Origin of the sequence: Shimia sp. R11_0 (assembly GCF_017744035.1) — a bacterium.
Classification (GTDB): domain Bacteria; phylum Pseudomonadota; class Alphaproteobacteria; order Rhodobacterales; family Rhodobacteraceae; genus Shimia; species Shimia marina.
In genome coordinates, this window is sequence record NZ_JAGHQY010000002.1 from 439,933 (window position 1) to 465,803 (window position 25,871).

Annotated in this window: 19 protein-coding genes and 1 riboswitch; of the genes, 9 read left to right on the forward strand and 10 right to left on the reverse strand. The window is 50.7% G+C overall.

Annotated features, from left to right (window positions below):
• Positions 1–59 precede the first annotated feature (59 nt).
• The 4 genes from J7382_RS06645 to J7382_RS06660 are packed head-to-tail and all read right to left on the reverse strand — an operon-like array spanning position 60 to position 3,247.
• Positions 60–1,052 carry an iron ABC transporter permease gene (locus tag J7382_RS06645; protein WP_247744870.1) on the reverse strand — a complete coding sequence of 331 codons (993 nt, stop codon included), beginning with the start codon at positions 1,050–1,052 and terminating at the stop codon, positions 60–62.
• A 39-nt stretch (positions 1,053–1,091) separates the two neighbouring features.
• Complete coding sequence (locus J7382_RS06650) at positions 1,092–2,045, reverse strand: ABC transporter substrate-binding protein (protein ID WP_209068164.1); 954 nt, start codon at positions 2,043–2,045, stop codon at positions 1,092–1,094.
• Between the two features lie 18 nt (positions 2,046–2,063).
• Entirely contained in the window at positions 2,064–2,843 is a 780-nt protein-coding gene (locus tag J7382_RS06655) for an ABC transporter ATP-binding protein (RefSeq protein WP_209068165.1), read from the reverse strand.
• A complete protein-coding gene (locus tag J7382_RS06660; protein WP_209068169.1) occupies positions 2,840–3,247 on the reverse strand; it encodes a DUF1636 domain-containing protein in 408 nt (135 codons plus the stop codon). Before J7382_RS06660 ends, J7382_RS06655 begins: the two co-directional genes overlap by 4 nt.
• 102 nt (positions 3,248–3,349) lie before the next feature.
• A riboswitch (cobalamin riboswitch) is annotated at positions 3,350–3,560 on the reverse strand.
• Between the two features lie 444 nt (positions 3,561–4,004).
• Here J7382_RS06660 and mobC point away from each other — a divergent pair.
• The 5 genes from mobC (at position 4,005) to J7382_RS06685 (ending at position 8,353) form a co-directional block, all read left to right on the forward strand.
• Positions 4,005–4,361 (forward strand): plasmid mobilization relaxosome protein MobC, encoded by a 357-nt coding sequence (mobC, locus tag J7382_RS06665; RefSeq protein ID WP_247744871.1) that lies wholly within the window; start codon positions 4,005–4,007, stop codon positions 4,359–4,361.
• A complete protein-coding gene (locus tag J7382_RS06670; protein ID WP_209068175.1) occupies positions 4,358–5,641 on the forward strand; it encodes a relaxase/mobilization nuclease domain-containing protein in 1,284 nt (427 codons plus the stop codon). The genes mobC and J7382_RS06670 overlap by 4 nt, the downstream gene beginning before the upstream one ends.
• A 101-nt stretch (positions 5,642–5,742) precedes the next feature.
• Positions 5,743–7,614 (forward strand): type IV secretory system conjugative DNA transfer family protein, encoded by a 1,872-nt coding sequence (locus J7382_RS06675; protein WP_247744872.1) that lies wholly within the window; start codon positions 5,743–5,745, stop codon positions 7,612–7,614.
• A gap of 67 nt (positions 7,615–7,681) precedes the next feature.
• Positions 7,682–7,921, forward strand: a complete 240-nt coding sequence (locus J7382_RS06680) for a hypothetical protein (RefSeq protein ID WP_209068177.1) — start codon at positions 7,682–7,684, stop codon at positions 7,919–7,921.
• 51 nt (positions 7,922–7,972) lie between these two features.
• A complete protein-coding gene (locus J7382_RS06685) occupies positions 7,973–8,353 on the forward strand; it encodes a hypothetical protein (protein ID WP_209068179.1) in 381 nt (126 codons plus the stop codon).
• A 55-nt stretch (positions 8,354–8,408) separates the two neighbouring features.
• On the opposite strand, the gene J7382_RS06690 is transcribed toward J7382_RS06685, so the two are convergent.
• Positions 8,409–9,026, reverse strand: a complete 618-nt coding sequence (locus tag J7382_RS06690; protein WP_247744873.1) for a recombinase family protein — start codon at positions 9,024–9,026, stop codon at positions 8,409–8,411.
• A gap of 197 nt (positions 9,027–9,223) precedes the next feature.
• On the opposite strand from J7382_RS06690, the gene J7382_RS06695 reads away from it, so the two are divergent.
• Complete coding sequence (locus tag J7382_RS06695; RefSeq protein ID WP_209068181.1) at positions 9,224–9,481, forward strand: hypothetical protein; 258 nt, start codon at positions 9,224–9,226, stop codon at positions 9,479–9,481.
• Between the two features lie 11 nt (positions 9,482–9,492).
• Here the strand turns inward: J7382_RS06695 and J7382_RS06700 are convergent, their stop codons facing one another.
• Complete coding sequence (locus J7382_RS06700) at positions 9,493–12,240, reverse strand: DotA/TraY family protein (protein ID WP_209068183.1); 2,748 nt, start codon at positions 12,238–12,240, stop codon at positions 9,493–9,495.
• Between the two features lie 223 nt (positions 12,241–12,463).
• On the opposite strand from J7382_RS06700, the gene J7382_RS06705 reads away from it, so the two are divergent.
• Positions 12,464–12,871, forward strand: coding sequence for a hypothetical protein (locus tag J7382_RS06705; RefSeq protein ID WP_209068184.1), 408 nt, complete (start codon positions 12,464–12,466; stop codon positions 12,869–12,871).
• Between the two features lie 68 nt (positions 12,872–12,939).
• Here J7382_RS06705 and J7382_RS06710 read toward each other — a convergent pair whose 3' ends face one another.
• From J7382_RS06710 to J7382_RS06725, 4 genes are all read right to left on the reverse strand, one after another.
• The gene (locus tag J7382_RS06710) at positions 12,940–13,260 is read right to left on the reverse strand and encodes a hypothetical protein (protein ID WP_209068185.1); all 321 of its coding nucleotides are present in this window, start codon (positions 13,258–13,260) and stop codon (positions 12,940–12,942) included.
• Between the two features lie 450 nt (positions 13,261–13,710).
• A complete protein-coding gene (locus J7382_RS06715; protein ID WP_209068186.1) occupies positions 13,711–18,903 on the reverse strand; it encodes an FG-GAP-like repeat-containing protein in 5,193 nt (1,730 codons plus the stop codon).
• A 6-nt stretch (positions 18,904–18,909) separates the two neighbouring features.
• A complete protein-coding gene (locus J7382_RS06720) occupies positions 18,910–19,314 on the reverse strand; it encodes a toxin-activating lysine-acyltransferase (protein ID WP_348540012.1) in 405 nt (134 codons plus the stop codon).
• A 177-nt stretch (positions 19,315–19,491) separates the two neighbouring features.
• Entirely contained in the window at positions 19,492–21,240 is a 1,749-nt protein-coding gene (locus J7382_RS06725) for a hypothetical protein (protein ID WP_209068188.1), read from the reverse strand.
• Between the two features lie 1,783 nt (positions 21,241–23,023).
• Between J7382_RS06725 and J7382_RS06730 the strand changes: the two genes are divergently transcribed.
• A complete protein-coding gene (locus J7382_RS06730; protein WP_209068189.1) occupies positions 23,024–24,001 on the forward strand; it encodes an IS110 family transposase in 978 nt (325 codons plus the stop codon).
• A 775-nt stretch (positions 24,002–24,776) separates the two neighbouring features.
• The gene (locus tag J7382_RS06735; protein WP_209068190.1) at positions 24,777–25,868 is read left to right on the forward strand and encodes a hypothetical protein; all 1,092 of its coding nucleotides are present in this window, start codon (positions 24,777–24,779) and stop codon (positions 25,866–25,868) included.
• Positions 25,869–25,871: the final 3 nt, after the last annotated feature.

Consider the following 25,871-nt stretch of genomic DNA (forward strand, 5'->3'; position numbering starts at 1 on the left):
GCGGAGCAATCGACAGCGCACCATCATCGGCCAATCTCATCAATACCGCGGGCATGGCGTTACTTCCGGCGCAACAGCAAAATGAAAAACAGCCCCCCAACAAAACCCGTCAAAATGCCAATCGGCATATCTTCGGGAGCCATAATCGTGCGTGCTCCGATGTCTGCCCATGTCAGGAAAATCCCGCCAAACAGCGCCGAGACAGGCAACACCCGGCGATAGTCTCCCCCCACAATCAATCGCACAACATGCGGCACCATCAGCCCCACAAATCCGATCATGCCCGAAAAGGCCACCATCACACCGGTGATCAAGGCGCTGACGACAAATACGGTAAGGCGAAACCGCCCCACCGCTATGCCAAGCGTGCTCGCCGTTTCATCGCCAATGGTCATTGCGTTCAGCTTGGAGGCCTGTAGCCAAAGCCACAACCCGCAGGGCATCAAAACCGCCAAAGGGTAAATCAAATGGGACCATTGCGCCAAGCCAAGCCCCCCCAGCATCCAGAAAACCACCGTATGGGTTGCTTTGGGATCCCCCAGAAAAATCAGAATATTGGCACAGGCCATGATGACGAAAGATATCGCGACCCCAGTCAACACCAGCCGGTCCGCACTCATGGCCCCAGCCCAGCGTGACACCATCAGCACAAGCAACGTCGCCAGTAGCGCACCACAAAAGGCCAGAATGGGCACTGTGAGCAATCCAAGAAACAAACCGGTGTGCAACAGCGCCAGAATGGCCCCAAAGGCACCGCCTGAGGAAATCCCCAAGAGATGCGGATCCGCAAGGGGATTACGGGTCACAGCCTGCAGACAGGCCCCAACCATAGCCAGCCCTGCCCCCACCATGATCGCCAGAAGCGCACGTGGGAAGCGGATCTCCCAGACAATAGCCGCGCGTCCTTTGGACCAGGTGGGCTCACCAGACCAGAGGCCAAGTTTATCAAAGAAGATGCCCCAGACTGTTTCAATGGGCACCGCAATGGCGCCCACCGAAATTGCAAAAGACAAGGACACGCCCAATACAGCCAAACCGGCAACCAGGGCCATCCAAATGGAAATGCCCCTCCGGGCGTGTGCAGTTGTCATTTAGTTGCTCGCAACACCTTCAGCGTTCCAGAAACCCTCGGCGAGTTTCTTCACGGCGTTGATGTTGCGCGGACCTGGGGTGGCTTCCACATATTCCAGCACAACAAACCGGTCATTCTTCACCGCATCAAGCTCTGCAAAGGCCGGGTTGTTCATCATGAAGGCACGCTTCTCTTCAGCAGTCACATTGCCATAGTTCACAATCACCACAACCTCCGGGTTGCGTTCCACAACCGCTTCCCAGGTCACCGTACCCCAGCTTTTTTCAAAGTCGTCCATGATGTTGGTCCCGCCAGCCGCTTCGATCAGCGCCGTTGGCATCGCATAGAGACCTGCGGTAAACGGTGTGTCTTCGCCGCTGTCATACACGAACACACGCAGCGGCTCTTCAGCTGTCTCCAAATCGGCCGTGAAAGTCGCCAGATCGGCTTTGTAGCCATCCACAAGCGCCGCAGCCTTGTCTTCAACGTCAAAGATACGGCCAAGGTTCAGAATGTCATTATACATGTCATCCATGCTGACTTTGGCTTTTTCACCAACGTGGATGCAGCTTTCTGTCAGCTCATACACTTTCACGCCAAATGGCTCCAGCGTCTCTGGTGTCACTTCGCCGCCCACCTTCATGCCGTAGTTCCAACCGGCAAAGAAGAAATCTGCATCCGCACCGACGATCACCTCTTTGGAAGGGTATTTCGCGGACAGTTCTGGCAGGGCTTCGACACCCGCGCGCATGTCTTCATCCAGCGTCTTCCAGCCGGAAATGCCGGTATAGCCAACCATGCGATCTGCCAGACCCAGCACCAGCATCATTTCGGTGAGGTTCACATCGTTGGAAATGGCGGCCTTTGGTGGTGCGTCAAAGCTCACGGTACGGTCGCAGCTTTTAACAGTGGTTTCCGCCATTGCCGCATTTGCAGCCAGCATCACACCAAGTGCAATGGGAACATGTTTCATAGGTTTGGTCCTTTGGTTTTAAGAAAGTTGGAAAGTGAGATGCGCTTTGCCGCTCAGGCTCAGCTCTTCGCGCTGCGCTTTGACTTGAAAGGTGTCAGACACGCGATTGGCACAGAGCACCTCCTGCGGCGTGCCATATCCTTGTGGCTGGCCGTTTTTCAGCATCAGGATGCGGTCACAAACGTCCGCCGCCAGATTGAGATCATGCAAAGAGGTCACAATCGTCAGATCCAGCTCCCGGATCAGGTCCAGCACTTCGAGCTGATGACGGATATCCAGGTGATTGGTCGGCTCATCCAGCACCAGCAACTCTGGCTCCTGTGCCAGAGCCCGCGCCACCATCACACGCTGACGCTCCCCTCCGGAAAGCGTGGACAGGCTTCTATGGGCCAGACGGTGCAGATCCATCCGAGCCATCGCCGCTTCAATGATCTCTCCGTCCCGCTCTCCGGGGGTGGAAAATCCCAGCCGATGCGGCACGCGCCCAAGCGCCACAATCTCTCCCACAGTCAGGGCGAAATCGGAGGGCTGTTCCTGCAAAACCGCAGCAACTTTGCGCGCCAGCGCTCTGGGGGCCATCTGGCGCACTGATTCCCCGCCCACAAGAATGTCTCCAGAGAGAGGGCGGTGGTAGCCATAAATCATACGCAGCAACGTTGTCTTACCGGCGCCATTTGGCCCAACAATACCCATCACCTGCCCTTTGGAGAGATCAAAGCTTGTGGCCTCCAAAAGCAACGGATCGCGACGTCTCGGCGCCCAGGTTGCCTCTCTTACGGACAAAGCAAGCTCCGTCATGACACGCGCTCCAAACTCTCTTCCAACGCCATGATCGTTGCCGGGATACGCGCGAGCGTGCTCTTGCGCAAACGTCTCGGGCGATCAATGGAACTGCACCAGCCATCATGCAAATACGCGTATTGTTTGGCAAAATCGACCAAGGCATCGATGTCGTCATCGCTTTGGATATCGCCGAACAGATAGGAGGCCTTGCGCGTGGCGTGATAGGCCACCGTGCACACGCGGTCACAGCCCGCCAGACAGGCGGTGCCAGAAATTTCAAAGTCTTCTGGAATGCTGTCGCCAGCTTCCGAAATCGCGCGGCGCAACTTGGCAATCAGCTCATAGCCGGGCCGACAGTCTTCGCCCTTATGGCGACAAGAGGTGCATACAGTGATGCGATGAGATGTGTTGCGGGTCATTTCGCCCTCCGCGAAAATGCGAGGCGCGCGTAGAAACCCATCATGTCAACGGCGCAAGCCGAAAAAGCCATCTTGGCCTCCTTCCGGAACACCCCGCCCGGTTTGAGTTAAAATCAAGATGGCAGGTCTCCTGACTTGCGGTGTATGGCTTGCCTCACCTTCCCAGACCCGATCGATCCAGTGGCGCTTTGAGGCTTGCACACCGCCTACAGTTGCGGGGGCAGTCACGGAGTTGGCATAGGGTGCCGCACCGTATTCCCTTTTCATCTCAGGGTCGCATAAACCCGTGAGAACCATCATTCGCACTCAAACCGTGTCTTACAGATGTTGTCAATCACGCAAATCGATCTTTGCATGGCATGTCTTGGCCTTTGAGCACATCAAACCCATCCCCCAAGCATCGCACCACATCGATTCTCTAATGTCCCGCTTTGAGGCCCCCCTCCCCCAGAATCGCGCCCCCTCCACCAAAGCGCCTCAGAATAAAGCAGCAAACATCAAAGCCATCCTGTGTGCTCCGTGTGTGTGCCAAAATGTGCTGCACAACACGAGAAAAGAGGAACTAGGCCGCTGTTTTACAGGGGATGCCAACGATTTTCCGGAAGATGATGGTGCGCAACGAAAGAGCCAGTTCGAACGGCATTTCAAGCGACTTCGAAACGATTTCCTCGGCTGACATTGAAGCGGTTTTTGATGAGCTTGAGCGTTGGAATGACATTCTAAAAGACGACAAGACCATCTTGCGAGGGCCAAAGCCATGAGCCGCCCTGCCCCGTTTTCATTAAGACTGACCGACGAAGAACGCCAGAAGCTTGACGCTCAGGCTGGGGCGATGCCAGTCGGGTCATACATTAAGTCTGTGGTTTTTGCCGACGAAGCTCCAAAATATCGTAGTCGGCGGAAACCACCTGTTGCGGAGCAACAGCTCTTGGCTGAGGTTCTGGCGCGATTGGGTCAAACACGCCACGCTAATAATCTCAATCAAATCGCCAAACACCTCAATCAAGGCACATTGGTTGTCGATCCAGATCTGGAGGCCGATTTAAAACGCGCAGTTGCTGAGGTGGCATGGATGCGCGTGGCGTTGATGAAAGCGCTTGGGGTGGAAGAATGATCTTGGTTGCCTCTCAACGCTCTGGGGCAGTTCCCTTGGCAGACCATCTGATGAACGACATCGACAATGATCATGTTGAAGTAATCGAGATCGAGGGATTTATGGTCAATGATCTCCATGGCGCGTTCAAGGAAGCTCAGGCAATTTCCAAAGCCACGCGCTGCAAGCAGTTTTTGTTTTCTGTCTCTTTAAATCCGCCTGAACAGGAAATCGCATCCGATAAAGATTTCCGAGACGCGGCAGATCGCGTCGCCAAAGCGGTTGGCTTGGAGGATCAGCCTCGTGCCATCGTGGTGCATGAGAAAAACGGACGCCGTCACGCGCATGCTGTGTGGTCGCGCATTGATGCCCATGAGATGAAATCCGTTCAGATGTCGCACTTCAAAGCTAAACTGAGAGATGTGTCTCGCGATCTGTTTTTGGAGCACGGGTGGCCTCTTCCCGATGGGCTTGCCACATATGGCAACAAGAACCCGCTGAACTTCACACTTGCCCAATGGCAGCAAGCGCAGCGCCAAGGATATGATCCAAGAGAGATCAAACAGATCTTTCGACAAGCTTGGGAACGCAGCGATGGACTTAAGGGGTTTCAAAGTGCTTTGGCAGATCGCGGTTTTTATCTGGCGCAAGGAGACAGACGTGGTTTCATCGCACTTGATGTGGATGGAAACTTCTATTCCGTAAGCAAATGGGCAGGTGTCAAAGTCAAAGACGTCGCCACCAAGTTTGGGGATCCGACACAGCTCCCATCTGTCACGGAAACACAGAAAGCGCTTCGGGCGCGCATGACCGATCAAATAAAATCTTACATCCATCAGGTCAAAACCCGCCACGCAGAAGAAATGCACCCCTTCCTGAAAGCCCGTGCGGCAATGGTAGAGGCGCAACGCGCAGAGCGACTTCATGTCAACAAGCAGCAAAAACAGCGTTGGATCAAAGAAACCAAGGAACGTTCTGCGCGATTGAACAAAGGTTTGCGCGGGCTATTTGACCGGCTCACGGGAAAATCGGCAAACATCAGATATCAAAACGAACGAGAAGCCATGGCCTGTGCCAAAAGAGATCAACAACAACGTGACGATCTGATCACCGCACAGATACAGGATCGCCGTGATCTTCAAAAAGATGCGCGAAAGCTGAAATCCAAACACAAAACAGATCGCAAGATTTTGGCCAAAACGATTGCAGATTATGTGCGGCGACCTCCAGCCAATTCAGATCGGAACAGCGTAAATTCCCGCTCACGCAAACGCGCACGTGGGCCAGATCTGTCGCTATAGCGGTTTGTCTTTACCCGCATTTACCCCGCCATTACCCACGAGAATCAGAGCCATCCTGTTTGATGTGAAGGGCACTTGTAACTCTATTGAGGAGAAGTGTCTTGAAACACCCAACTCTAAATTCTTCACCGGTTGTGGTGGCTGCATTCCTGACAGCCAGCATGACCATCTTTGTACCAGATGCCGCTGTGGCAGACTTGGTTTGGCACAATGGGCGCTGGGTTGATGATCGTTTTCTGCGGAGATCCAACAACGGTGTATCAATGGAGGTCATGCTCTCAATCACACGTCTTTCAATCATGGCTGGGGCAACCCTTCTGGGCTTTATGATCGGTTGGTTCTTGTCGCCAGAGGCTAAAGACGTGCGTATGGCGATCCTTGGAATTCTGGCAGCCACCATTGGCCTGTATGTCCTGATTTTTGACGATGTCTTTAGCTGGAGCGTGTCCTTTCTGCTGGCCCTGTGCGGGTTTTGTTGGGGTATCGGCTATTGGTTGGGTCGGAGCCTCAAAGGACTGATAAAACCGCCGACAACCTTTGGGTCTGCCAAATGGGCAACTCCGTCGCATTTGCAGGAAAAAGGCCTTCTGGATGGAATGGGTATTTTCTTGGGCAAAATCTGGGATGGCACGCGCCTTCGCGATGTCACTTACAAAGGGGACCGGCATTTGTTTACCTATGCGCCCACACGAGGCGGTAAAGGTGTCTCGCAAATTCTGCCCAACCTGCTGCGCTATTTTGGGTCTGTGCTGGTGATTGATCCCAAGAGCGAAAATCTTGTTGTGAGTGCCAAAGCTCGGATGGACATGGGGCAAAAGGTTCTGGCAATTGATCCGTGGAACATCGGAGCTGCCAAAGTTGGGTTGGAACCTGCTCGGATCAATCCGCTGGATTGGTTGCAGCTTTCTGACATTGACGCACCTGAGAATGCCATGATCCTTGCGGATGCATTCATCCAAAAGAACGCCAACTCTGATGCATTTTGGCAGGAAGAGTCCAAAGCCTTGCTGCAAGGCCTGAATCTCTTGGTTGCTTTTGACGAACATTATGAAGGACAGCGGAACTTGGGCACTGTGCGCGATCTCCTGCTGCTGACAGGTGATGAGCAAATTGAACTTTTCGCTTATATGGCAGGCTCTGTGCATCCCCTGATTGCCAGCACAGGAGCGCGGTTCCTGCAAAAAGACCCAAAGCTCTTGTCCAATGTTATGGCGTCAGCGCAAGCGGAAACACATTTTTTGGACAGTCAACGTGTACGCGAGGCATTGTCTGTTTCTGACTTCGACTTCGCCGACCTGAAGCGTCACCCCATGAGTGTCTATCTTGTTCTGCCAGCGGATCGTCTGGAGCCATTCAATCGCTTTCTGCGCTTAATTGTGCAACAAGCCCTCACGGTTTGTGCGAGAAACATTGAAGATAAACCAGAAAAGCCTGTCCTGTTCATCTTGGATGAAATGCCTGCACTAGGTCGCCTGGCGATGGTCGAACAAGCTTACGGCCTGATGGCAGGGTTTGGCATTCAGCTTTGGGGCATTGCGCAAGACATTTGCCAATTGCGTCGTGTCTATGGTCAGGATTTTGAAAGCTTCATCGCCAACAGTGGCGCGGTCTCCTACTTTGGTTCGCCAGATAAGACTTCAGCGGAGTATTTCTCTGGCTTGTGTGGAGACACCACGGTTTGGAATTTTTCAACGGCAGTGTCTCACGCATTCTCTAGCGCAAGCTCTGGAGGCAGTAGCACAAGCGAAAGCTATACCGACACACGGGCGGCTTCACAGCGCAAACTGGCCTATCCTGACGAATTGCGGCGTATGCCCAGTGATCTGCAACTACTGCTGATTGATGATGCTGACCCGATCATCGCACGCAAAATCCGCTGGTTTGAAGATCCTGACTTCAAAGACAGGGGCGTCAACACCCACAAGGTGCAGCCAGATGATGACGAGGTGAAGAGTAACCAGCACGCTTCATAAGCACGCTCACCGCTAAGGAAGGCCAATCATGGCCTTCCTCGTTGACCTTCAATCATGAGACCCATCAATGGACGAGACATCCAAGAAGGCATTTGCCACTTCCGCCAAAACTCCCGCAGACAACATCCGCGATAAAGACAATGCACAGTTGGTGCCCAAGCCTCCAACTGGTGCCAAGCACCCACCCAATCTCGCGCCGCCTGGTGCCGTGGGCATTCGCCGCAATTTGGTGCCCAAATCGCAAACCCAAAGCCCAAAACCAGAACCGCAACATAATCGCGACAACGGTTTCGATCACGACCGCTAAACCGCGTGACATACCGCTTAGGATGATGCTCCTAATGAAGGATAGCGCATTTTGTGCTATCCTTTTTTTATGGGTCAGCAGGAATTTTTAAACTACTTAAGACAGTTAGAAGACAGCGGTAATTTCAGCAAGACCATCAACCGCATCTACACAAATCATCGTGGCATTGGTGAATTGATCATGCTGCCGCAATGCTATTGGGACATCGTGGATTGGCTGGAACAGCAAGGCGACATCAGTTTTGCAGACTGGGTGACCCATTGTAGTGTGAACCCGCACGAGGACTGGTCCCTGTCACATCAGCTTATGTATTGGATTTGGTTTGACCTGTCCAATCGTCATCGAGACGGATTAGAAATACCCGCTGGCATCGTACCCGAAGCACATTTGTTGGCAACGCTGCCAGTAAATGACTTGGCTCCTAAGCACTAACTAAGAGGCAGGTCCATCCAAGTCGCTGTTGTGACAAATGGCATCTCCAATAGTGTCAATCGCGCCCCATCACAGCCCGACAAATGGTCTGCCTTGAAAGTCCAAGCTCCTCGGCGAGTTGATCAACGGAGGCTTCCCCAATATCCAACCGATGGCGCAACAACGCCGCCATATCAGGAGATATGGACCTTGGACGACCGATATGAACGCCGCGCGCCTTGGCAGCCGCCATACCAGCCTTTGTGCGCTCCGCAATTTGCTCACGTTCAAATTCGGCAAAAACAGCAAGCTGACCATAGAGTAATCTTCCGACTGCTGTTGTTGTATCAATGCCCTGGGTGATGGCGACGAAATCGACTTTGTTTTGGCGCAGGTCCTCCAATAGTTGAAGCAAGTGCAATGTTGAACGACCCAATCGATCCAGCTTCCATACAACCAGTGTATCCCCCTCAGTAAGATCCCGCAGCAACGTATCCAACGAACGCCGCGTGACACATGCGCCTGAGACGCCGAAGTCACCATAGATCACATCGCATCCTGCCTCTTTGAGCGCTTCAATCTGCAAAGATTCGTTCTGGTCTTGGTCTGATACGCGGGCATATCCTATCCGACGCCCCTGTGATTTGGTCACTCCTAGTTGCTTCATAAGGTCAGTGTGACTGACTTTGGACATGTGGCAAGCCTCCAAAACCATGTGTTTTTTGCTTTCCAAAAGGGTTCCCTTTTGAACGCGGTGTGAGAGCGGTTTTGCGGTGGTTACGGCGTTCCAGATTTCTGTGGAAAACTTGGCGGTTGATGACTTTTGGCGGGATTTATGTCATGTATATCAAAAGGGAAGCCTTTTGACGCGTTCAGACCAAAGGACTCCCTATGTCTGCGTCACACACTGAACCAAAAGCTCCAAACGAACCAATTGCCACCCTGCGCAGCTTGGTCGCAGTGATCATCTTGCTTGGCGTGATGTTTGGCAGCACGATGCTTGCCGAAGTCTTCGATAGTGACTTTCCGACCTATTTCGGGACTGTCGCTTTTTGCCTACTGCCGATAGCTGCGCTGTGTCTGCTGTATTTTGGTTTTGAACTGGCTTTCTTCCGTATCGCCCTTTGGCTTACCCGCCGCCGTGGCTAGGCCGTAAGGGTTTACTCTTCAATGCGCACTCTTTGTGGGCCATCGTCGTTCATATCACGTCCAGCCGCCAAATTGCCTTTGCGGCGTTTGTTTTCACCGAAGGCTTTTTGTCCCCCAGAGGCTGTGCCACGAATACCCCCAAGGATCTGGTTTCCAGCAACCACACCCGCGGCCACCACCTCACGTGATCCATTGATAGGGTCACCTCGGCTGTCACTGAATGGCGATACCCCCGCACCCAACCAGCGCAGCATACCTTTGGGCACATCATCAATCATTTTGAAGCACATCAAAGCGATGTTGTAGACCAAGAACACATAGATAATTGTGTAAACAAACACGCCAAAAGCCCCGATGGAGTTGTTGGCAATGTCGCTTTGCGTGATGGCTGTCGCCGCGTTAAACAGCGTTGAGAAGAAATAGACCGCCGCGCCAAAGAGAATGTAGCCGCCAATCAGCCCAAATATGATCAAGGCGGGGCGCAGCAAGATCATCAGCAAAAGCTGGTATCCTCCAAGGGCGGCAGGTCCCGGCATTCCACCTTCTTCAATTCTCAGATGTGCCAGAGCCCAAAGCGGCATGGCCACGATGGCTTCAAAAATTTCCAAGACCCAGCCCATCACCGCAAAGGCAAAGTAGACAAACGGGATGATTGGCAAGACATAAGCCAAGAAGATCCCTGCCACTAAAGCAATTGCAGCAAGCGCAAAAACAATCGAGGCAGCAGAGGCTGCAAGATCACCTACAAAAGCGACACCGGCTTTGGCCGGACCGGATGTTGCAGGCAATGCGCCCGCAACACTGCCCGCGACAGTGCCGCCGAGGCCCAATGCGGTTCCCAATCCCAACATTGCAAACGAACGATTGAGCATGCCATGTCCTGCGGCAGCCAAGCGCACCATCGGATCCAAGGTCGGATTGTCCTTCAACTGATAAATATGTTTCGATCCAACAAGGTTAATCAACGCCTTAGACAGCCAACCTGTCTCCCCAGCAGCATTGGCCTCTTCCAGTCTGGCGTCTTTATAAAGCGGCGAATGTTCTGGAACGCTGTCCACAATAGCGCCGCTAAAGTCATTGGCTGCATGTGTGATGGTTTCTTCAATCTTACCTGTGAGTTGCCCTGGCAATCGGTACCGGCTCACACCAAAGAATTTGCCAAGTGCGCCGCGCTCGTTGCTTTCCACATCTGTGGCTTGGAACAAAATATCCAAGGTCGGAATCGCGGATGCCACCGCATCCATATAGCGCTGATTGATGGTGCCCAGCGTTCCATACCAAAGCCCCGCTGCGCCCCAGCCGCGATCCACCATCACATCATAGCCATCGCTCTTGGCGTATTCCGCCTGCGCAATGGAATCATAAGATGCCAAGATTTCCAGATTGATGTTCTCATGGGTCTGCGCACTGACCTCTTTGAGCAACTCGGGGATAAACTCCAAAGTGCTCTCATCGCCATATCCGGGCTGCTTACGCACCGGTATGTTATAGGCCGCGATTGCTTCGGCAGCAGGTTTGACCGCGTCAGAGATCCGTTTGATTTCTTTGAGATACACCTCCTTGATCTGCTGGTGTACCGTGCCAAGACGCTGTTCCATATCTTTGCCAACCAGAGGCAAATTCCACCACCAACGTTCTTCTTCCAAAGTCACGCTGCTGCCGTCTGCAAAGACGTCAAACTCCGTGGTGGAAACACTGATACGTCCACATGTGTGATCCGTGGCTTTCTTACCAACCGGATTGCGAGACCATGACAAGACAACAGCATCCTTGGCATTCCATGCGGCGTTGATCATGGCAGAGGGGTTGTCAAAATTGGGCGCAACAGACGTACGTCGCCCTGTCACTTGCAGGATCTTCACCTCTTGGGTGTCAGACGCCACCGCCTGATTATATGCTGCAGCACAGACTTCATTCAGAAATATCCGCTGCACCAAAGCGGAGGTGCTTTCTCCTGCGGGTTTGTTCACGATGTTCTGCCCAGAGGTGACCGAGCCAACAAAGGTTGTCCAAGCCTGTGTGCCAAGCCCTGATCCCATCTTGGCAACCCACAAGGTGAGATACTGTGCGGAGTTCAATCCCGTGCCAAGCGGCACCAAGAGGCCTAGCGCAATGACAAGTCGCACCGGTGCCCAAAGGCTGTCAAAACGACGACCAAAAGGCGTGCCGGTTTTGGCAGCCTCCCCCACCACTGTCATTACAAAGTAGATTACGATAATCACCGCAATGACCATGGTGGCGGCACTGTAGAACCCCAGCATGGCTTGCAGTGCAGTATAAACAGGCGTTCCCATCGGTTGAGAGGCAGCCCCAAACACACCTAGGTTTGGGCCAAAGACCTGTTCTAAAAAGATGAACACCACATCAGTGCTGACATTGTCAGAAGGCGTTGAGAAATAACCACCAGAGGCCATTGCAGGGCGCACATCTAATACGGCCATGGCGGCAATGATGAGCAATTGCACGAAGATCATGACAATCCCGGCAACAACCGCGCAGAAGATCATAATCTGATCCAGATGCGCCCATGACCATTTGAGATGAGAAGCGGCTTCCGCCAAAAGGCGCTTTACACCAAAGCGACCGATATTTTGGCTCATCAAAGCCGGATGATTGGCAGGAAGGAGACGTGCGGATCGTAAAACAAGAGCAAGAAGATAGGCAAAATAGCCAAAGTGATACCCAAGGGCGCGCAAACGCGGAATAATTTCCGGTCGTGTGGCATAGCGCCAAACAGCCTGCGCTGTCGCCTTGTTCATTAATCCCTTTTCTTGAAACGTTCCTTCTGTACCCATAGTGCCTCATTTGTTGTGTTCTTAACAATTTACTACACAAATCTTAATTTTTGGTCAATAATACTTACCAATTATGGATCACTTGAAACTGCACAAACTGGCAAAGGACACAAAATCACGTCTGCCTGACACTCTATCCAGCTCAGAACGGGCGGATTTTTATGTCCTTTTGGGAAAAGAGATGGGGATGCTACACCTCCTCACACCAGAGGCACAGCCGCCAAATCCCAACTTCATTCCTCCACCAGAGAAAGCCCCTGAGCTTTATCGCGATAGAGAAGATCGCACAGAAACCGCACCCGCGTTCACCTATCGTGTCTATCAGCACTGGCTGGGTCGCGGGTTGGCACGCAATCATCTGCTCAGCCTTGACCGCTCTCTTTATGACGCAATCTACAATTGGTTGAAAAAGAAACCGCTTCCCGATTGGCTCGATTTACCTGTGCTGACCGATCTCATCGACAGGCAGTTGGCAGAGATGGGTGTCAAAGAAGGGGAGATGCTGCCGCACCCTTCCTTTGACAACGGCATGCGGGAGCAACTGCGGCTCTATCACGCTGCCAAGACACGTGCGCGGAAGAAAGAGAACAAATAATGCCCACCCCCATCCATCAATCAACGTTTTGCGCGTTCGGAACGACATTGCTCCACAGCAAGCTCGCGCTAAAATAGGCAACCTTGGCGTTGCTCCTCAACATATTCATTCCATGACCTAGAATTACTGGCTTCATTCAGCCATGCCAACGCATAACCAACCGCTCCGCCAAATTTAATGATCTCCTCTGCTGGTAAGAAATGAGATTTATAACCTGTTTCCGTAATCGGTAGGTTTTGACGATCATCGCTAATGATCTCTAGATGGGCAAAGCCAAAGCCCTCGTCCACGATTGACCAATTGGGACAATATCGGACTTCTATCCCAATATTTTGCCAGATCACTTTCTGTGATTTATATCTTTCATTACTGTTTGTGTTCTGCGTCATGGTCTTACTCCTCTTTAATTTAACGGTTGCGCATGCAACCGTCTGGCTTCCGCCGAGGAGCGGGGGTGCAAGGATCAAAGGTGCCGTAGGCAGGACCAGAGCCACGCGCAGGTGCAGCGTAGCGAACCGAGCATGGCGAGGACCCACCCTTTGATCCGCGCGGGGGTGGCAGCCCTAGTACCTCGCAAATGGTCAGAGTGAGGGCAATCTCCTGACCATCAAAAATTAGAGAAGTGGATCTGGGCATAGTTGCTATTGAACTGCGCCCAGAATTTTCTCCACCTTACGATGAACTATTTGGTTTAGTTTGATTACCTTACGTGGCTAGTTTGCCCATCTCTAACCACTCTTCACATGCCATCAGTGTCCGATTACCAACGTCGAATATGGTCTTTGCTGTATGTAATCCTGTTATCATGCTGATCGAGCTTTTCGGTCTAAGGTGCCGCACTACACAAATACAAAATCCTCCACATCTATCTTAGACAGAGAAACACCCTCGACCACGATAGTGTCATTCCCAAACGCGATTTCAACACCGCTCGCGCTGCTTGAAACGACCAGTCCTGCGTACCCGTTGGCTTGGCCGCGAATTTCGATCAAGTCAATGCCATCCTCAAAGTCAGAAATTGTGTCGCTACCCTCACCCGAAGAAAACACAAAGATGTCCGCACCGCTTCCACCAGTCAGGTGATCATTACCTGCGCCACCAATCAGGCGGTCGCTGCCACTCCCTCCGAACAATGAATCGTCACCACTTCCACCATTGAGAACTTCGATATTTACTTCAGAAAGATAGGTACGCATGCGAACTCCGCCGTCACTATTATCATAGACAGTGACAAGTTCTGAGCGCCCATCGCCGTCAAAGTCCGCAGTCAACCACTTTTGGCTGCTCCAAAATCCCCACGTACTGTCTGGCGTCCAATTTCCTACATTGGTAAATCCATCTCCGCTAGACAGGTAGGCACGGATCGTCAGGCCGCCAGCATTGTCATCATAGACTGCAGCAATATCATCTTTACCGTCACCATCGAAATCTCCGGAGAACCACTCCTGTGTCTCCCAAAAACCCCAAGTTTTGTCGGGCGTCCAATTGGCAACGCTCGCAAAGCCGTTGTCTTCTGACAAGTAGACACGCATGGTTAGACCACCGTCGTTGTCATCATAGACAGCGGCAAGATCTTCTTTTCCATCCCCATTAAAGTCACCAGACATCCATTCTTGGCTGTCCCAGAAGGCCCAAGTAATATCAGGAGACCAGTTGTTTGCATTAACAAATCCGTCACCTTCCGAAAGGTAGGTGCGCATCGTCAAGCCACCATCATTGTTGTCATAGACAGCAACAATATCATCACGGCCGTCACCGTTGAAGTCACCGGTCATCCACTTCTGCGTGTCCCAGAACGCCCAAGTGTTGTCGGGGCTCCAATTCGCTGCATTTACAAAAGCGTTCGTACCAGACACATAAGTGCGAAGTGTAAGCTCATCATTGTTGTTGGAATAGACTGCAAGCAAATCATCCTGACCATCCCCATCGAAGTCGCCACTGAGCCATTCTTGGCTGTCCCAGAAACCCCAAGTGTTGTCGGGCGACCAGTTATCCACGCTTGCGAATTCGTTGCCTTCAGATAAGTAGGCCCTCATAGTAAGACCGCCACCGCTATTCCCATACACAGCTGCTAGGTCACCCAACCCATCTCCATCAAAGTCTCCAGAAACCCACTTCTGCCGGTCCCAGAATGACCAAGTGTTGTCGGGCGACCAATCGTCCGCATTTTCGAAATTTCCCCCGGTGTTCTCACCGGAGTAGATTATATCATTTCCGGCACCGCCATGAATGGAGTCGCTGCCAGCACCGCCAAAGATGATGTCATCACCAGATCCAGAATTTATAATGTCCTCTTTTGCGGTGCCTTTAAACTCTATCTCTCCAGTTGGAGTGATTGCCACGGAGTTTAGTGAACTGCCATCCGCAAACTCCAAACGATTGATCTGTTTGCCTTTATTCGCAAAATCAACCGTGTGCGTATCACCCCCCACATCATTGTAAGTGAAGCGCAGGTACTCACTATCCTCTGGGCCAACCAGACTGACAGTCACGTCTGCCAAATTCAAATCTTCAAATCGGAAAGTATCCACACCACCGTCTATAGGTTCGCCCCAAGATGTGATACGAACGTTGCCTGCAGCAGAGTAGTATCTGTAGAAATCATCACCGGTTCCTCCAGCAAGATACTGCGTTCCAGGCGCGTCGGTATTGGCAACAAGCGTGTCATTTCCAGCATACCCCCGCAGATAGTAACTATTCGCCTCATTTGGGCTATAAATAACATCGACGTTTTCGGAGCCGTCAAGAAGCAATCGCCCACCAGAACCGAATTCTACCTGCGCAAAGTGGCTTCCGTCTGCAAACTCAAAAGAGTTGATTTGCTCACCCTTATTTGCCCATTGAATCTTGTGTTCCGTACCACCTTCGTCGGTAAATGCGGCTTGTAGAAATTCACCGTCGGCGGCCGTCCCGCTATCAACGAGACTAAAGGTGACTTCCGCCAAGTTGACATCTGCGAAACGGAAAACATCCTGACCCTCATTAGCTCCTTCGCCGTTGGCAGTTACCCGTACATCTCCGGCGGAGGCATAATAAATATAGGTATCATTGCCGGCTTGGCCGCTCATATAGTTCCAACCACCACCTTCAGCTGCAGCAGCGGAAACAAGCGTATCGTTTCCTGTCCCACCCTGAATAGAATAACGGCCGTTCCAGAGCCCTCCAACTGAGATGACATCACCCTCGGTATCATCACCAGTGAACACCAACATTCCATTTCCGTCTCTGGTTACATCACCAAACGAACTGGTTCCACCGTAACCAATCGCAATAAAATTATCCCACCCGACAATTGACGCGCTACCTTCCCGTCCATCTTGGGTCTCCCAAGTGAGAACTTTTGCACCATCTACATCGGAAAACGTCACCTGATCTTTTGTAACACCAAAGAGGTGAAACGAACTCCCGCCAGTTCCTTGGTCCTCAATTTGATTGTCACCAACAGCATCAATCGCATAGTGATTTTCGCCGCTACCGCCCAAGAGGGTATCATCTCCCAACCCGGCGATCAGATGGTCATTACCTTCGCCACCAGAAAGCATATCGCTTCCTGCACCACCGAACAGTCGATCGCTGCCAAGCCCACCGTCAAGACTGTCATCGCCCAGGCCACCAACCAAACTATCGTCACCGGTATTACCGAAAAGTGTGTCGTTTCCTGAGTATCCATACACAGTATCGTTGTTCTCATTGCCAGTGATATGGTCATCCCCACTGGAAGCAACAAAACGGTTGCTGATCTCATCTCCGCTAGCTTGGTAGTCTCGCATCAAACCAAGGCGTTCAGCTTCAAGGAATGTGACCGCCCACCCTTGTGCATAAGCGCTGTTTGGCCCAGCGGCGGCTATTGCGGCATCATATGCCACCTGATCAGCGAGGTATTGTTCATACTCTTGCGCGATTTGCATATTGTACTGCAGCTGTGAGTACAATTCCTGATCTGTCAGAACAGAAATTCCACTGTCCGCGACAGCTTGGACGAGTTCGTCTTTGCTTGAGAAATTAAAACCTTCCTGCTCCACGCGTAACATCATGGCACGTAGGTAGAGCGCATCGCCCAGTTCGTCGACGGCCGCATCTTTGGAAGGTAATAGTAGATTTTTATTTCGGCTCGAAGAAGATAACCTGTCAGTGATCCGAGCCACCATTGCGGCATCTGAAACAGCTGTGAGCTGGAGATCTGAATAAATTCCATTCAGCGCTTCCAAAACTGAACTTGCTATGTCGTCTTGTGAACCGGCTGGCCAATCCTCGACCAATTGTTGAAGTTCTTCGTTTGTGGTCCCAAGCGTCGCCTCAGGGTTGACTTCTGTATAAACCCATTTCTTTTTAACTTTGATCCCGAGAAACTTTTTCCAATAAGAATAGGAACCGAAATGCACGATGTCGTCGACAAAATCGGCGTCGATTTTGGCAGCATCAATCACATCAATGAACTTGAGATCTCCGTCATTGATTTCAAGCTTTTGTACCGTATCAACAACGCGCGACTGCATCGCCACATCAAGCGCCTCAAAATTGCGACTAGATCCATTTTGAATAAGATCTTCATAGTGTCCAAACACAAGCCGAAGCTCATCACCCAACTCAGCAAAATTGTTTGACTGCGATTGCGATTGCGTAATCACTCCATTCATAAACTCGACGTAGGACTCGGCCATTCTTTGGCCGGTTTCAAGGTTGCCGCCATCATCACTCCAAGAGGTGCCGACCTCAAACAAACCTGTGTCTTTGTTGAAAACAACGTTGGTGAAGGCCTCTGGGTTCTTTTCGAAGAGTTGGTCAAAAATGCGCCCAACAATCACTGAAACGATCGCCACAACCGGGTTAATAGCGGCAAGCGCTTGGGTGGCAAATGTAGCTTGGGCGGCAAAATTCCCTAAATTTAAGGCTGTGGAAATAGCCCCGTTGATGGAAGATAAAACGCCACTAAAGAAAGTGTTCAGCGCAAGAGTGGTTAGACCTGATGCAAGCTGCCCTTCCACGGTTTCAATTTCCGGTAAGAGCCTCCGGAACCCTATGGACAACGCCTGTGTACCAATTGCGCCGATACTGAACACTTCCTTGAAGTCGAAATCGTCAAGGCCTTTAAGATCCTCAAGTGCGCCACCAAAAATCTTATTCGTTTCATCTACGCCCCAAACGTCCACCAAGAAGGTTTCAAAGGCTTCATCAACAATGTAGTTGATCCCTTCACCCGCCATACGCGTGAACAGCTCATCTCCAATGCCGTCTCCGATCATGCCGCCGAAGACTTCCGCCATGATCCAACCTGTAAGCTGTGCGCCGGTATAGTCGGCAGCATTGCTGACCAGATCACCGGCAATGTCCTTAAACGTATGACTTACCACGCCAACGGTACTACCACCAACATCCACGTCATCATCTGGCATGGCAATTTGGCTGTGAATCTGCCCTCCGGCAAATTCAAAGATATTTTCAACAAATGTCCCTAGTATGGTGTTCGTCGCGATCTGTTCAAACGGAGTGGCGTCGTCACCCATAATGGCCGTCGTCAAAAACGGGGTAATCAACGTGCCAACGTTTTCACCAAACTGCGCTCCAGTCAGTATGACAGGAGGTTGCTTGATGACTTTATCTCCGGATCGCACGATCTCCACCTGCACCAACCGACCATGCTTATCGGTGTAGGTTTCGATTATCTTGAGAACTTCCTCGCCGTTTTCATTTTCAACCTTATAACGAGTGGTTCCGGCTTTGTATCCGTTTCTCTCTGTGACGATCTCAACGTAGTCAAGCTCATTGTTGTCGTCCAAATCCCGCAAGGTAGACCAATCGATACCAGCCCATTCTTCGGGTGTTAAAAAGGAAAGAACACTTTCATTGTGAACTCGAACTCCATCGGCAACATAATTATGGTGCTCTCTGACTTCGAAGTTGTAGACACGATGCGAAGATGTTCCAACAGCATGCGTTGGCGCTACATCCTGGTTGGTTTCCAGAGAAATCTTTGATTGAAACAACGACGGGCTAAACGCGCGCATAGGGGCGCTGACAGGCAAAGCAGACATTGGAAATTACTCTTCTGGAGAATTGTTTTGGGCTTCCGCCACTTGCGAAAGGAAACCTTCGACGAATAGTTTTTCGTCTGCGAAGGGGCTGATACAATCGATCACAACGACATGTGGTCCTGAGCGCCAATCTTCGAGACCCAAATCCAACGCCCCCCCCTCCACACGCGCCTTCACCTCATCAGAGGCATACGCCCATACGATTGCCGCAATGGGCTGTTTCTCTTTCATAAACACACGAACCTGACGGAACATCAACGGAGCCGAAAGATGGCTTTCGAGAATTGAAATGGGCCTATCTCTATGCTTTGCTGACATGGTCATCAGCCAAGTCACTTGCCCCATCACCTTGGAAAACTCTTCTGAGCTCGGCACATCACGAGCAGCGGTCTTTTCGTTCAATTTGTTCACGGCTTCATCTCCGGATGTCGTCGCGCAATAGTGTCTTTGCGCAGGCAGCAACCATCGTGCCCGGAAGAGCACTGTCACCACCGTTGGATTTTGGGATGTCCGCCTTCTGATTTTGGCGGAGGATGTCTCAGAGACTTTCTGCCATCTGAGTTAGACTGGGCCTACGCAAAGCCCCGATCAGTCAGTCTCTTTTGTTCTCAGGCTCTTTAGCGTGAGAGGTTCATTGCGTGGCATACCGTCATAGTCGGCACCGGCAAGCGGTTTCACAGGCCCACCATCAAGCACGGTTGGCGCAGAAAGGCGTGGCCCTTGGCTTTCCCATTCAGCAGCTTTGTAAATCTCTACAAGCGAGGTTCCCGAACAGGCCAAAACGAAGTCTTCGGGCTTGGGCAAAACATCGCCAAATTCCCAATGGAACGGCATCGCGACGCCATCTTCCAATCGGATCAATTCGTCCTCACCAACCATACCACCTGCGGCTGCAATCAAATCCGCCACACAATAGTCCGCGTAGCCTTCATCGTTGCGCACAATGAACCGTGTCCCCAGACGGATACGGCCTTGGTCTATGACCTCAACTGCGCCGTTTGATGTAAGTGTCCCGGTGATCGCTTTCACAAACCCATCCAGCGGTCCATCCACAGGTGCATTGGTGGCTGCGCGAAGTTGCACACCGTCTTGTTGCTCTACCACCCCGTCGTCACGCAAGATGTCGATGAGGGTCTCATACTTGCTGACCCGCTTGCTGTCAGGGCGGTAGTAGACGTGACCTGGGGTGACGCGGGTACCATGAAAATTCAGCAGAATTTTCGCGTCGTTGGTCATGGTGCGGGGAACATAGCCCGGAACCAGATTGCCATTTTTGTCGTGTGATACGACCCAATCTCCGACTTCGATCAACTCTATCGGCTTCTTCCAGATTTTGGCACGCACCTCGTCTTGATCGTATTGCTTGCACGGATTTTTCGGATCAGGCGCGAATTCAGGTTCAAGCGGCCACATGTCGATGGGAACCTCGGGACCAAAGCACAACTTCTTAAGAGTTTCCAATAATTGAACAACCGTTGGCATGGAGTAGCCCTCTTTTGCCAACCTGGAGAGCATGTCTTGAATGCTGACGCTTCCGCCCGTGCCTTCACGAATCGGGGGAAGCCCCATATCCTCACGAACGCCATTCATATACTCAATCACTTGGGTTTCTTCGTTAATTAACCCGCCATGTATGAATGTATGAGCAAATTCATGCCCTAAGCGCTCCTCAATAGTCATTTCCCGAATAATGATAGAATCATTTCTCAAATAGTTTAGGCTTTCAAATGCAGCAGGGCTCTCCTCCCAAGAAAAATAAAATTGGCTATCAGGAAAGTCTTCGAAAGCAACACCTGCTGCACTTGCTCCACTAGATTGGTATGCCCATTTGAAATACGTATCGTATAATTCACCCAGTCCCAAATTCGGCAATTGCGACCAGGTGTCGTATCCATCGATGTATTGACCATTATTTTGCCAAAAAGCGTCAGAGTCAGGGAAAAATTCCACTGGATCAATGAATCCTACGTCGTTTAATCGGTTGATGAAATCGGCGTCGCTCATAGGATCGCCCAAACGGTACGTCCATCCATCCGGAACGCCTGCACCTAAAATGGTCGCTGAAACATCAAAATTCACCCCAAGATAAATTGTCCCGTCTATTAGGATATTGTAACCGGGGGCGCTATCTGTAATGCCACCGGGGGAGACATTTTGCACGCCGGGCAGCTCAGCAGCAGAAACGGATGTCACTACAATAGATTGTGACATTGGCGAGGCAACGTAAGTGTCCAATGAGCTTCGAAATGTTGGTGATTTATCGTAGAGATACTGATAAGCAGCTTGTAGCTCCGAGGCGTTAGGCCCCTCAAAAGTAATGTTATCTAATGCGCCCATGGCCAATCCTCCTGTCCGATAGGACATGTTTCTGTCGCCTCTTCATGATACTGGTAGCTTCTACCATCCCATGCATAGCCGATATTTCCCGACTGTGTAGAAATGCAAAAAATCCGACGGACGGATACTGCACCATCCACCATGTCCCCAGTTAGGCGCTCATAAAAGAATATGTGACCATCACTGATCTCAGAGTGCTCCAAAGCGCCATTATGTATTAAGTTCACCAAACCGATTTTGTCTGATATCTCAAAAAAATTGAGCTTCACAGGCCCGTTTGATACTGTTCTACAAGGTACTTCTTGAACACTTGGAATTGGAGGCTCACAGGCTCTCTCGTGAGCATCTTGGAGATTCACGGGCCAGAAAATATAATTGTTTGGAACATTGTGATCCGCAATTATTTTCGTGCTGATGAAAGCCATCAGCACGAAAATCAGTAGCGAGAAAGTCACGTTTCTACTGAACATTGAGGATATCAAACAGTGAAATACATCCTTATATATATTAGGCATGACTTGCGCCAATCTCACGTGGCGGCAGAGCCCAAAGTCTAAGACCTATTTTCTTACCCGAGCAACCAAAATGGTCGTTTTTGTCACTCTCAATCTCCGCACAAGTGATCGAGGTGTTAGCTGTTCCAAAACCCGAGACAAAACGTATAGGGTTTTGGAAGGTTTTTGAACTCGGACCGCGTTTCCTGATATCGAGATGTATCATCTTTCCTGCATTGGACCCAACACTGATATCGACGCCACCAGTCCCACTCTTTGAGGCGATCATTTGTCGCTTCAGTCCAGCAACTATCTCAAGCATTGCAGCATACCTTTCGGCAAAATAGCGTTCGTAACATCCAAGCAAAATCCTACAACACGCGGGCCAACAAAGTGGCCACCAATATTCATAACCGAGACTTCGCAATTTTCATGGGGAAAGGCATTTTGCCTAGTGCATGACGCTCAATGTCGCCGTAAGTAAACTTACTCACAGTGAGAGGCCGAAATCAATATTTAGATTGTTTTTTTCAGATTACATCACAACCACCTGAAAAATCGATCGATTTCACCAAATTTGCCTCAGAAAACAGGCAGGCCGAAGCTATATGAACACTATATGAACAAAGGGAGCTTTTCGTTCCGGCACCTCGACTCACTCAGGTTCTTAGCAAGTGGGCAGTTGGTCCCGAGGCTTATGAGGGAACGGCTTGAGCCATTGCGGCCCGCGAGCCGTCATACACGCCTCCCTTGCTTACTGTTGATATTGATCAATGCAGGTCAGGGTCTAACCACAAGCCCTGCCCTCCTCGAAATGGTGACGGGTTAGCCCTACCTACGGCACGGATCAAACGCGCACGTTTTGTCGGGTTCAGCTTCGATAAGCTGGCGGCATTCAAGCGGCGGACGGTTGATCAGGGTTTTCAGGGGCAGGAACGCCCTTGATGTCGATGGGTGCAGGGAGAGCGAAATCTCACCTGCGAGGGATCAAACACCGATATGTTTGCATGGTCGTGACTGGCTCAATGCCAATCTCGACCATCAGCTTTGGGGGATAAAACGGGGGAGCGCAGCAGCCCCCTTTTCAAGATTGTGTGGTACTACCACACACATCTTGCCAAACTCATTAATGGATCAGTTATTGCAAAGTTGATCCGGCTGGCGGTGTCAAAGGGTATCACCAGCGTATGATTTGGGTCGAACACATCTTGGGTCAATTTGGACCGCTCGCAAGCTGGATCGGATCATACAATTTTTATTGATCTGAACAGATGAAGGAGAATCTATAGATGTCTCGATGGCAAGAAAAGATAGTAGAAAAAAGCGCCGACACATTCGTCGGTATTGATGTAAGCAAACATAAATTAGACATTTGCATCCTGCCCCATGGGCTGGTGTCACAAGTGGAAAATTCAGTAAAAGCCATTCGCGGGCTTATTCGCGAATTCCACAAACATGGCGTTCAATTGATCGCCATGGAAGCAACGGGAAAGTACCATCGATTGGCACATTCTATGCTGCATGAGGCGGGACTGAGCGTGACAATCGTTAATCCTTTTCGATCTCGGCAATTTGCGGATAGCCTTGGAAAGTTGGCAAAGAGCGACGTGATCGACGCTGAGGCCTTAGCTCGGTTTGCACAACGCATGGAACCTGAGATAACGGTTCCAGCAGAAAAAACATTACAAGAATTACACGATCTGCATATTGCTCGGCGTCAGGTCTGCGATGAAGTGGCAGATTTAAAACGCCAACTTCAAACAACAGACCACCCGATTGCCAAGCGCCAGATCAAGGCGCGAATGTCACTTGGGATGTGCCACAAGGAAGCGTTGGAAGTTGCGATTTTTGACCTGATCAAATCCACTCCCGATCTGCGAAGCAAGTTCGAAATCTTGACTTCCGTTCCAAATATCGGAAAAATTACCGCAGCAATTATGCTTGCCGACCTGTCCGAGCTAGGAGAAGCCAACGCTAAAGAAATAGCCTCTCTGGCAGGCGTTGCGCCGATGAATTGGGACAGTGGCACAAAGTCAGGAAAACGCATTATCAGAGGCGGTAGACGCACCGTCCGCAACGCTCTGTACATGTGCGCGGTAAGTGCGATCAGCCGATCTGATCCATTCGGCCAATCCTACCGCAGACTTATTCAGCGAGGCAAAAATCCAAAGGTCGCCCTCACCGCAGTCATGAGAAAATTGGTCGTTGTGGCAAACACCTTGATTTCTGAAAACCGCCATTGGCAACCAAATCGAATAGCCGCTTGAGAAATTAAATTTCTTGATGAATTTAGCACGTAGCGACAAAAATATGTTATTGTTAACAGCACCCTACCTGCTTTCAGGACGAGATGGCGTGAGACGTGCGGGGGATAGCAATGCCAAATTTGAACCCCGTTAGGGTGCAATTCGCTTCTTAATGACCAATATCTATCTTGTGGACGGCAAGATGGAGAGAAGCCATGTCTTTTTCGAAGGCCTTCAACAAATCAGCAAGTTGGAGAAAGATTTTTCGTTTTCCTAAAAATGTTCGACCTAACCGTGTGAAAATGATTCAAACCCCATCCAGAACAGATATTTTTCACACATCAAAAGGCGACTCCGATCACGGTCATTCTGTAATCAACCGTGGCGAACTTGACTATTCTCGGACCCAAGGTGGCAACGTCGTAAAGGACAAACCTAGGAAAAAATCGGGTGGAACCTGCCCTAACTGCGGACGGCCCAGAGGATAGTAATCTCTCAAAAAGTATGTAGGCCAAGGCGAGTGGAGCCTCCACATAGCTCAAGCGAGGATTGGCCTACATACATACTTTGTTGTGGACAACTAAATCGACAAATTGATTTTCACACAGATGCTCGCAGCACGACTTAGTGCTGTAGCGGTGAACCTTAAGCCAAGAGATGATCAAGGTATTCGTAGCGTAAAGGTGTCAACTGACCTTGCACCCAGCACCTATGTACAACCTTCAAATGGCTCACGACTTTCATCAAGAATCCTGTACTCTGAGCTTTGAAAAAACGAGCAGAACCCTGGAAATTTATGCCCCCTGACTTTTCAAAAAAGACTGTAGATACCATCGCAAAGAGAGCTGGTTTTAGGTGCTCCAACCCAGACTGCGGCGTCGCCACCGTAGGGCCGAACTCGCAATCAGACAAAGCGACAACCATTGGAGAAGCTGCGCACATTTCCGGTGCGCGGCCTAACGCTCCACGTTTCGACGAGGCCAAGACCGACACAGTTAGATCTGCAATTACCAACGGTATTTGGTTATGCCGAAACTGCCACAAAATGATAGATGCCGATGCGGACAGATACTCAATTGAACTTCTTCTCATTTGGAGGGAGCGCCACGAGAAGAAGATACTTCGTGAGCTAGGAACAGAAACTGACCGTATTCAAGCAGAACTAGATAGAGAAAGAATCGAGCAGTTTTCCCAGTACCCCGCTATCATCAGACGTATCGCCATAGACAAACCCGACGGATGGGAGTTCACATTAACAGCAGAACTCTTCCGACATCTTACAAAACAGGACTTCCAAAAACTAAAAGATTTGGAAAACGGTATGTACAACACCATAGGTGAGCACGTTTACGACGAGTCCGCCCTTGAATGGCTAAACCAACGCATTAGAGAAATGTCGACAATGGTTGAACCAGCAGAAAAGTTGCTCGATCGTCTCTCAAACAGTTGGGGAATGCCCGGTGAACCTGGAAACATAGATGAAATACATCATACCTGTGTCTTACTTCAGCGATGGATACACCAGATTGTAGAGTACGAGGAACGCGTTCATGCAGCTTTGGTATCGGATGACTACATGGAGTGCAAAAGCGTTGTAACAGGCATCTTAGCCTTGCAGGCTCTTAAACTAGAAAACATCCCAGAGACATTAGATTCAATGCTTGAAGAGGCAATTAAGCACTCAGAATCGAAACCCAACGAGACGTTGAAACTATCACATGAGATAGTTTTCGAGCTGCCTCAAAATTGGGACAAGCGCGTTAGAGGAGTTATCAAATCTCTAGAAAAGGGAATGGCTCCTCCTCTCCCAGATGACAACACAACAACAATCAGCAGCGCACTAGGCTGGATAGTTCTAGGCATAATTCTGTTTGTTTTGATATTCTAGCTC

Excerpts from the sequence above, each read along its gene's own strand:
- J7382_RS06645 (WP_247744870.1), bottom strand. The coding sequence starts at position 1,052 with ATGGCCCTGGTTGCCGGTTTGGCTGTATTGGGCGTGTCCTTGTCTTTT.
- J7382_RS06650 (WP_209068164.1), bottom strand. The coding sequence starts at position 2,045 with ATGAAACATGTTCCCATTGCACTTGGTGTGATGCTGGCTGCAAATGCG.
- J7382_RS06655 (WP_209068165.1), bottom strand. The coding sequence starts at position 2,843 with ATGACGGAGCTTGCTTTGTCCGTAAGAGAGGCAACCTGGGCGCCGAGA.
- J7382_RS06660 (WP_209068169.1), bottom strand. The coding sequence starts at position 3,247 with ATGACCCGCAACACATCTCATCGCATCACTGTATGCACCTCTTGTCGC.
- mobC (WP_247744871.1), top strand. The coding sequence starts at position 4,005 with ATGAGCCGCCCTGCCCCGTTTTCATTAAGACTGACCGACGAAGAACGC.
- J7382_RS06670 (WP_209068175.1), top strand. The coding sequence starts at position 4,358 with ATGATCTTGGTTGCCTCTCAACGCTCTGGGGCAGTTCCCTTGGCAGAC.
- J7382_RS06680 (WP_209068177.1), top strand. The coding sequence starts at position 7,682 with ATGGACGAGACATCCAAGAAGGCATTTGCCACTTCCGCCAAAACTCCC.
- J7382_RS06690 (WP_247744873.1), bottom strand. The coding sequence starts at position 9,026 with ATGTCCAAAGTCAGTCACACTGACCTTATGAAGCAACTAGGAGTGACC.
- J7382_RS06695 (WP_209068181.1), top strand. The coding sequence starts at position 9,224 with ATGTCTGCGTCACACACTGAACCAAAAGCTCCAAACGAACCAATTGCC.
- J7382_RS06700 (WP_209068183.1), bottom strand. The coding sequence starts at position 12,240 with ATGAACAAGGCGACAGCGCAGGCTGTTTGGCGCTATGCCACACGACCG.
- J7382_RS06705 (WP_209068184.1), top strand. The coding sequence starts at position 12,464 with ATGCTACACCTCCTCACACCAGAGGCACAGCCGCCAAATCCCAACTTC.
- J7382_RS06710 (WP_209068185.1), bottom strand. The coding sequence starts at position 13,260 with ATGACGCAGAACACAAACAGTAATGAAAGATATAAATCACAGAAAGTG.
- J7382_RS06715 (WP_209068186.1), bottom strand. The coding sequence starts at position 18,903 with ATGTCTGCTTTGCCTGTCAGCGCCCCTATGCGCGCGTTTAGCCCGTCG.
- J7382_RS06725 (WP_209068188.1), bottom strand. The coding sequence starts at position 21,240 with ATGGGCGCATTAGATAACATTACTTTTGAGGGGCCTAACGCCTCGGAG.
- J7382_RS06730 (WP_209068189.1), top strand. The coding sequence starts at position 23,024 with ATGTCTCGATGGCAAGAAAAGATAGTAGAAAAAAGCGCCGACACATTC.
- J7382_RS06735 (WP_209068190.1), top strand. The coding sequence starts at position 24,777 with ATGCCCCCTGACTTTTCAAAAAAGACTGTAGATACCATCGCAAAGAGA.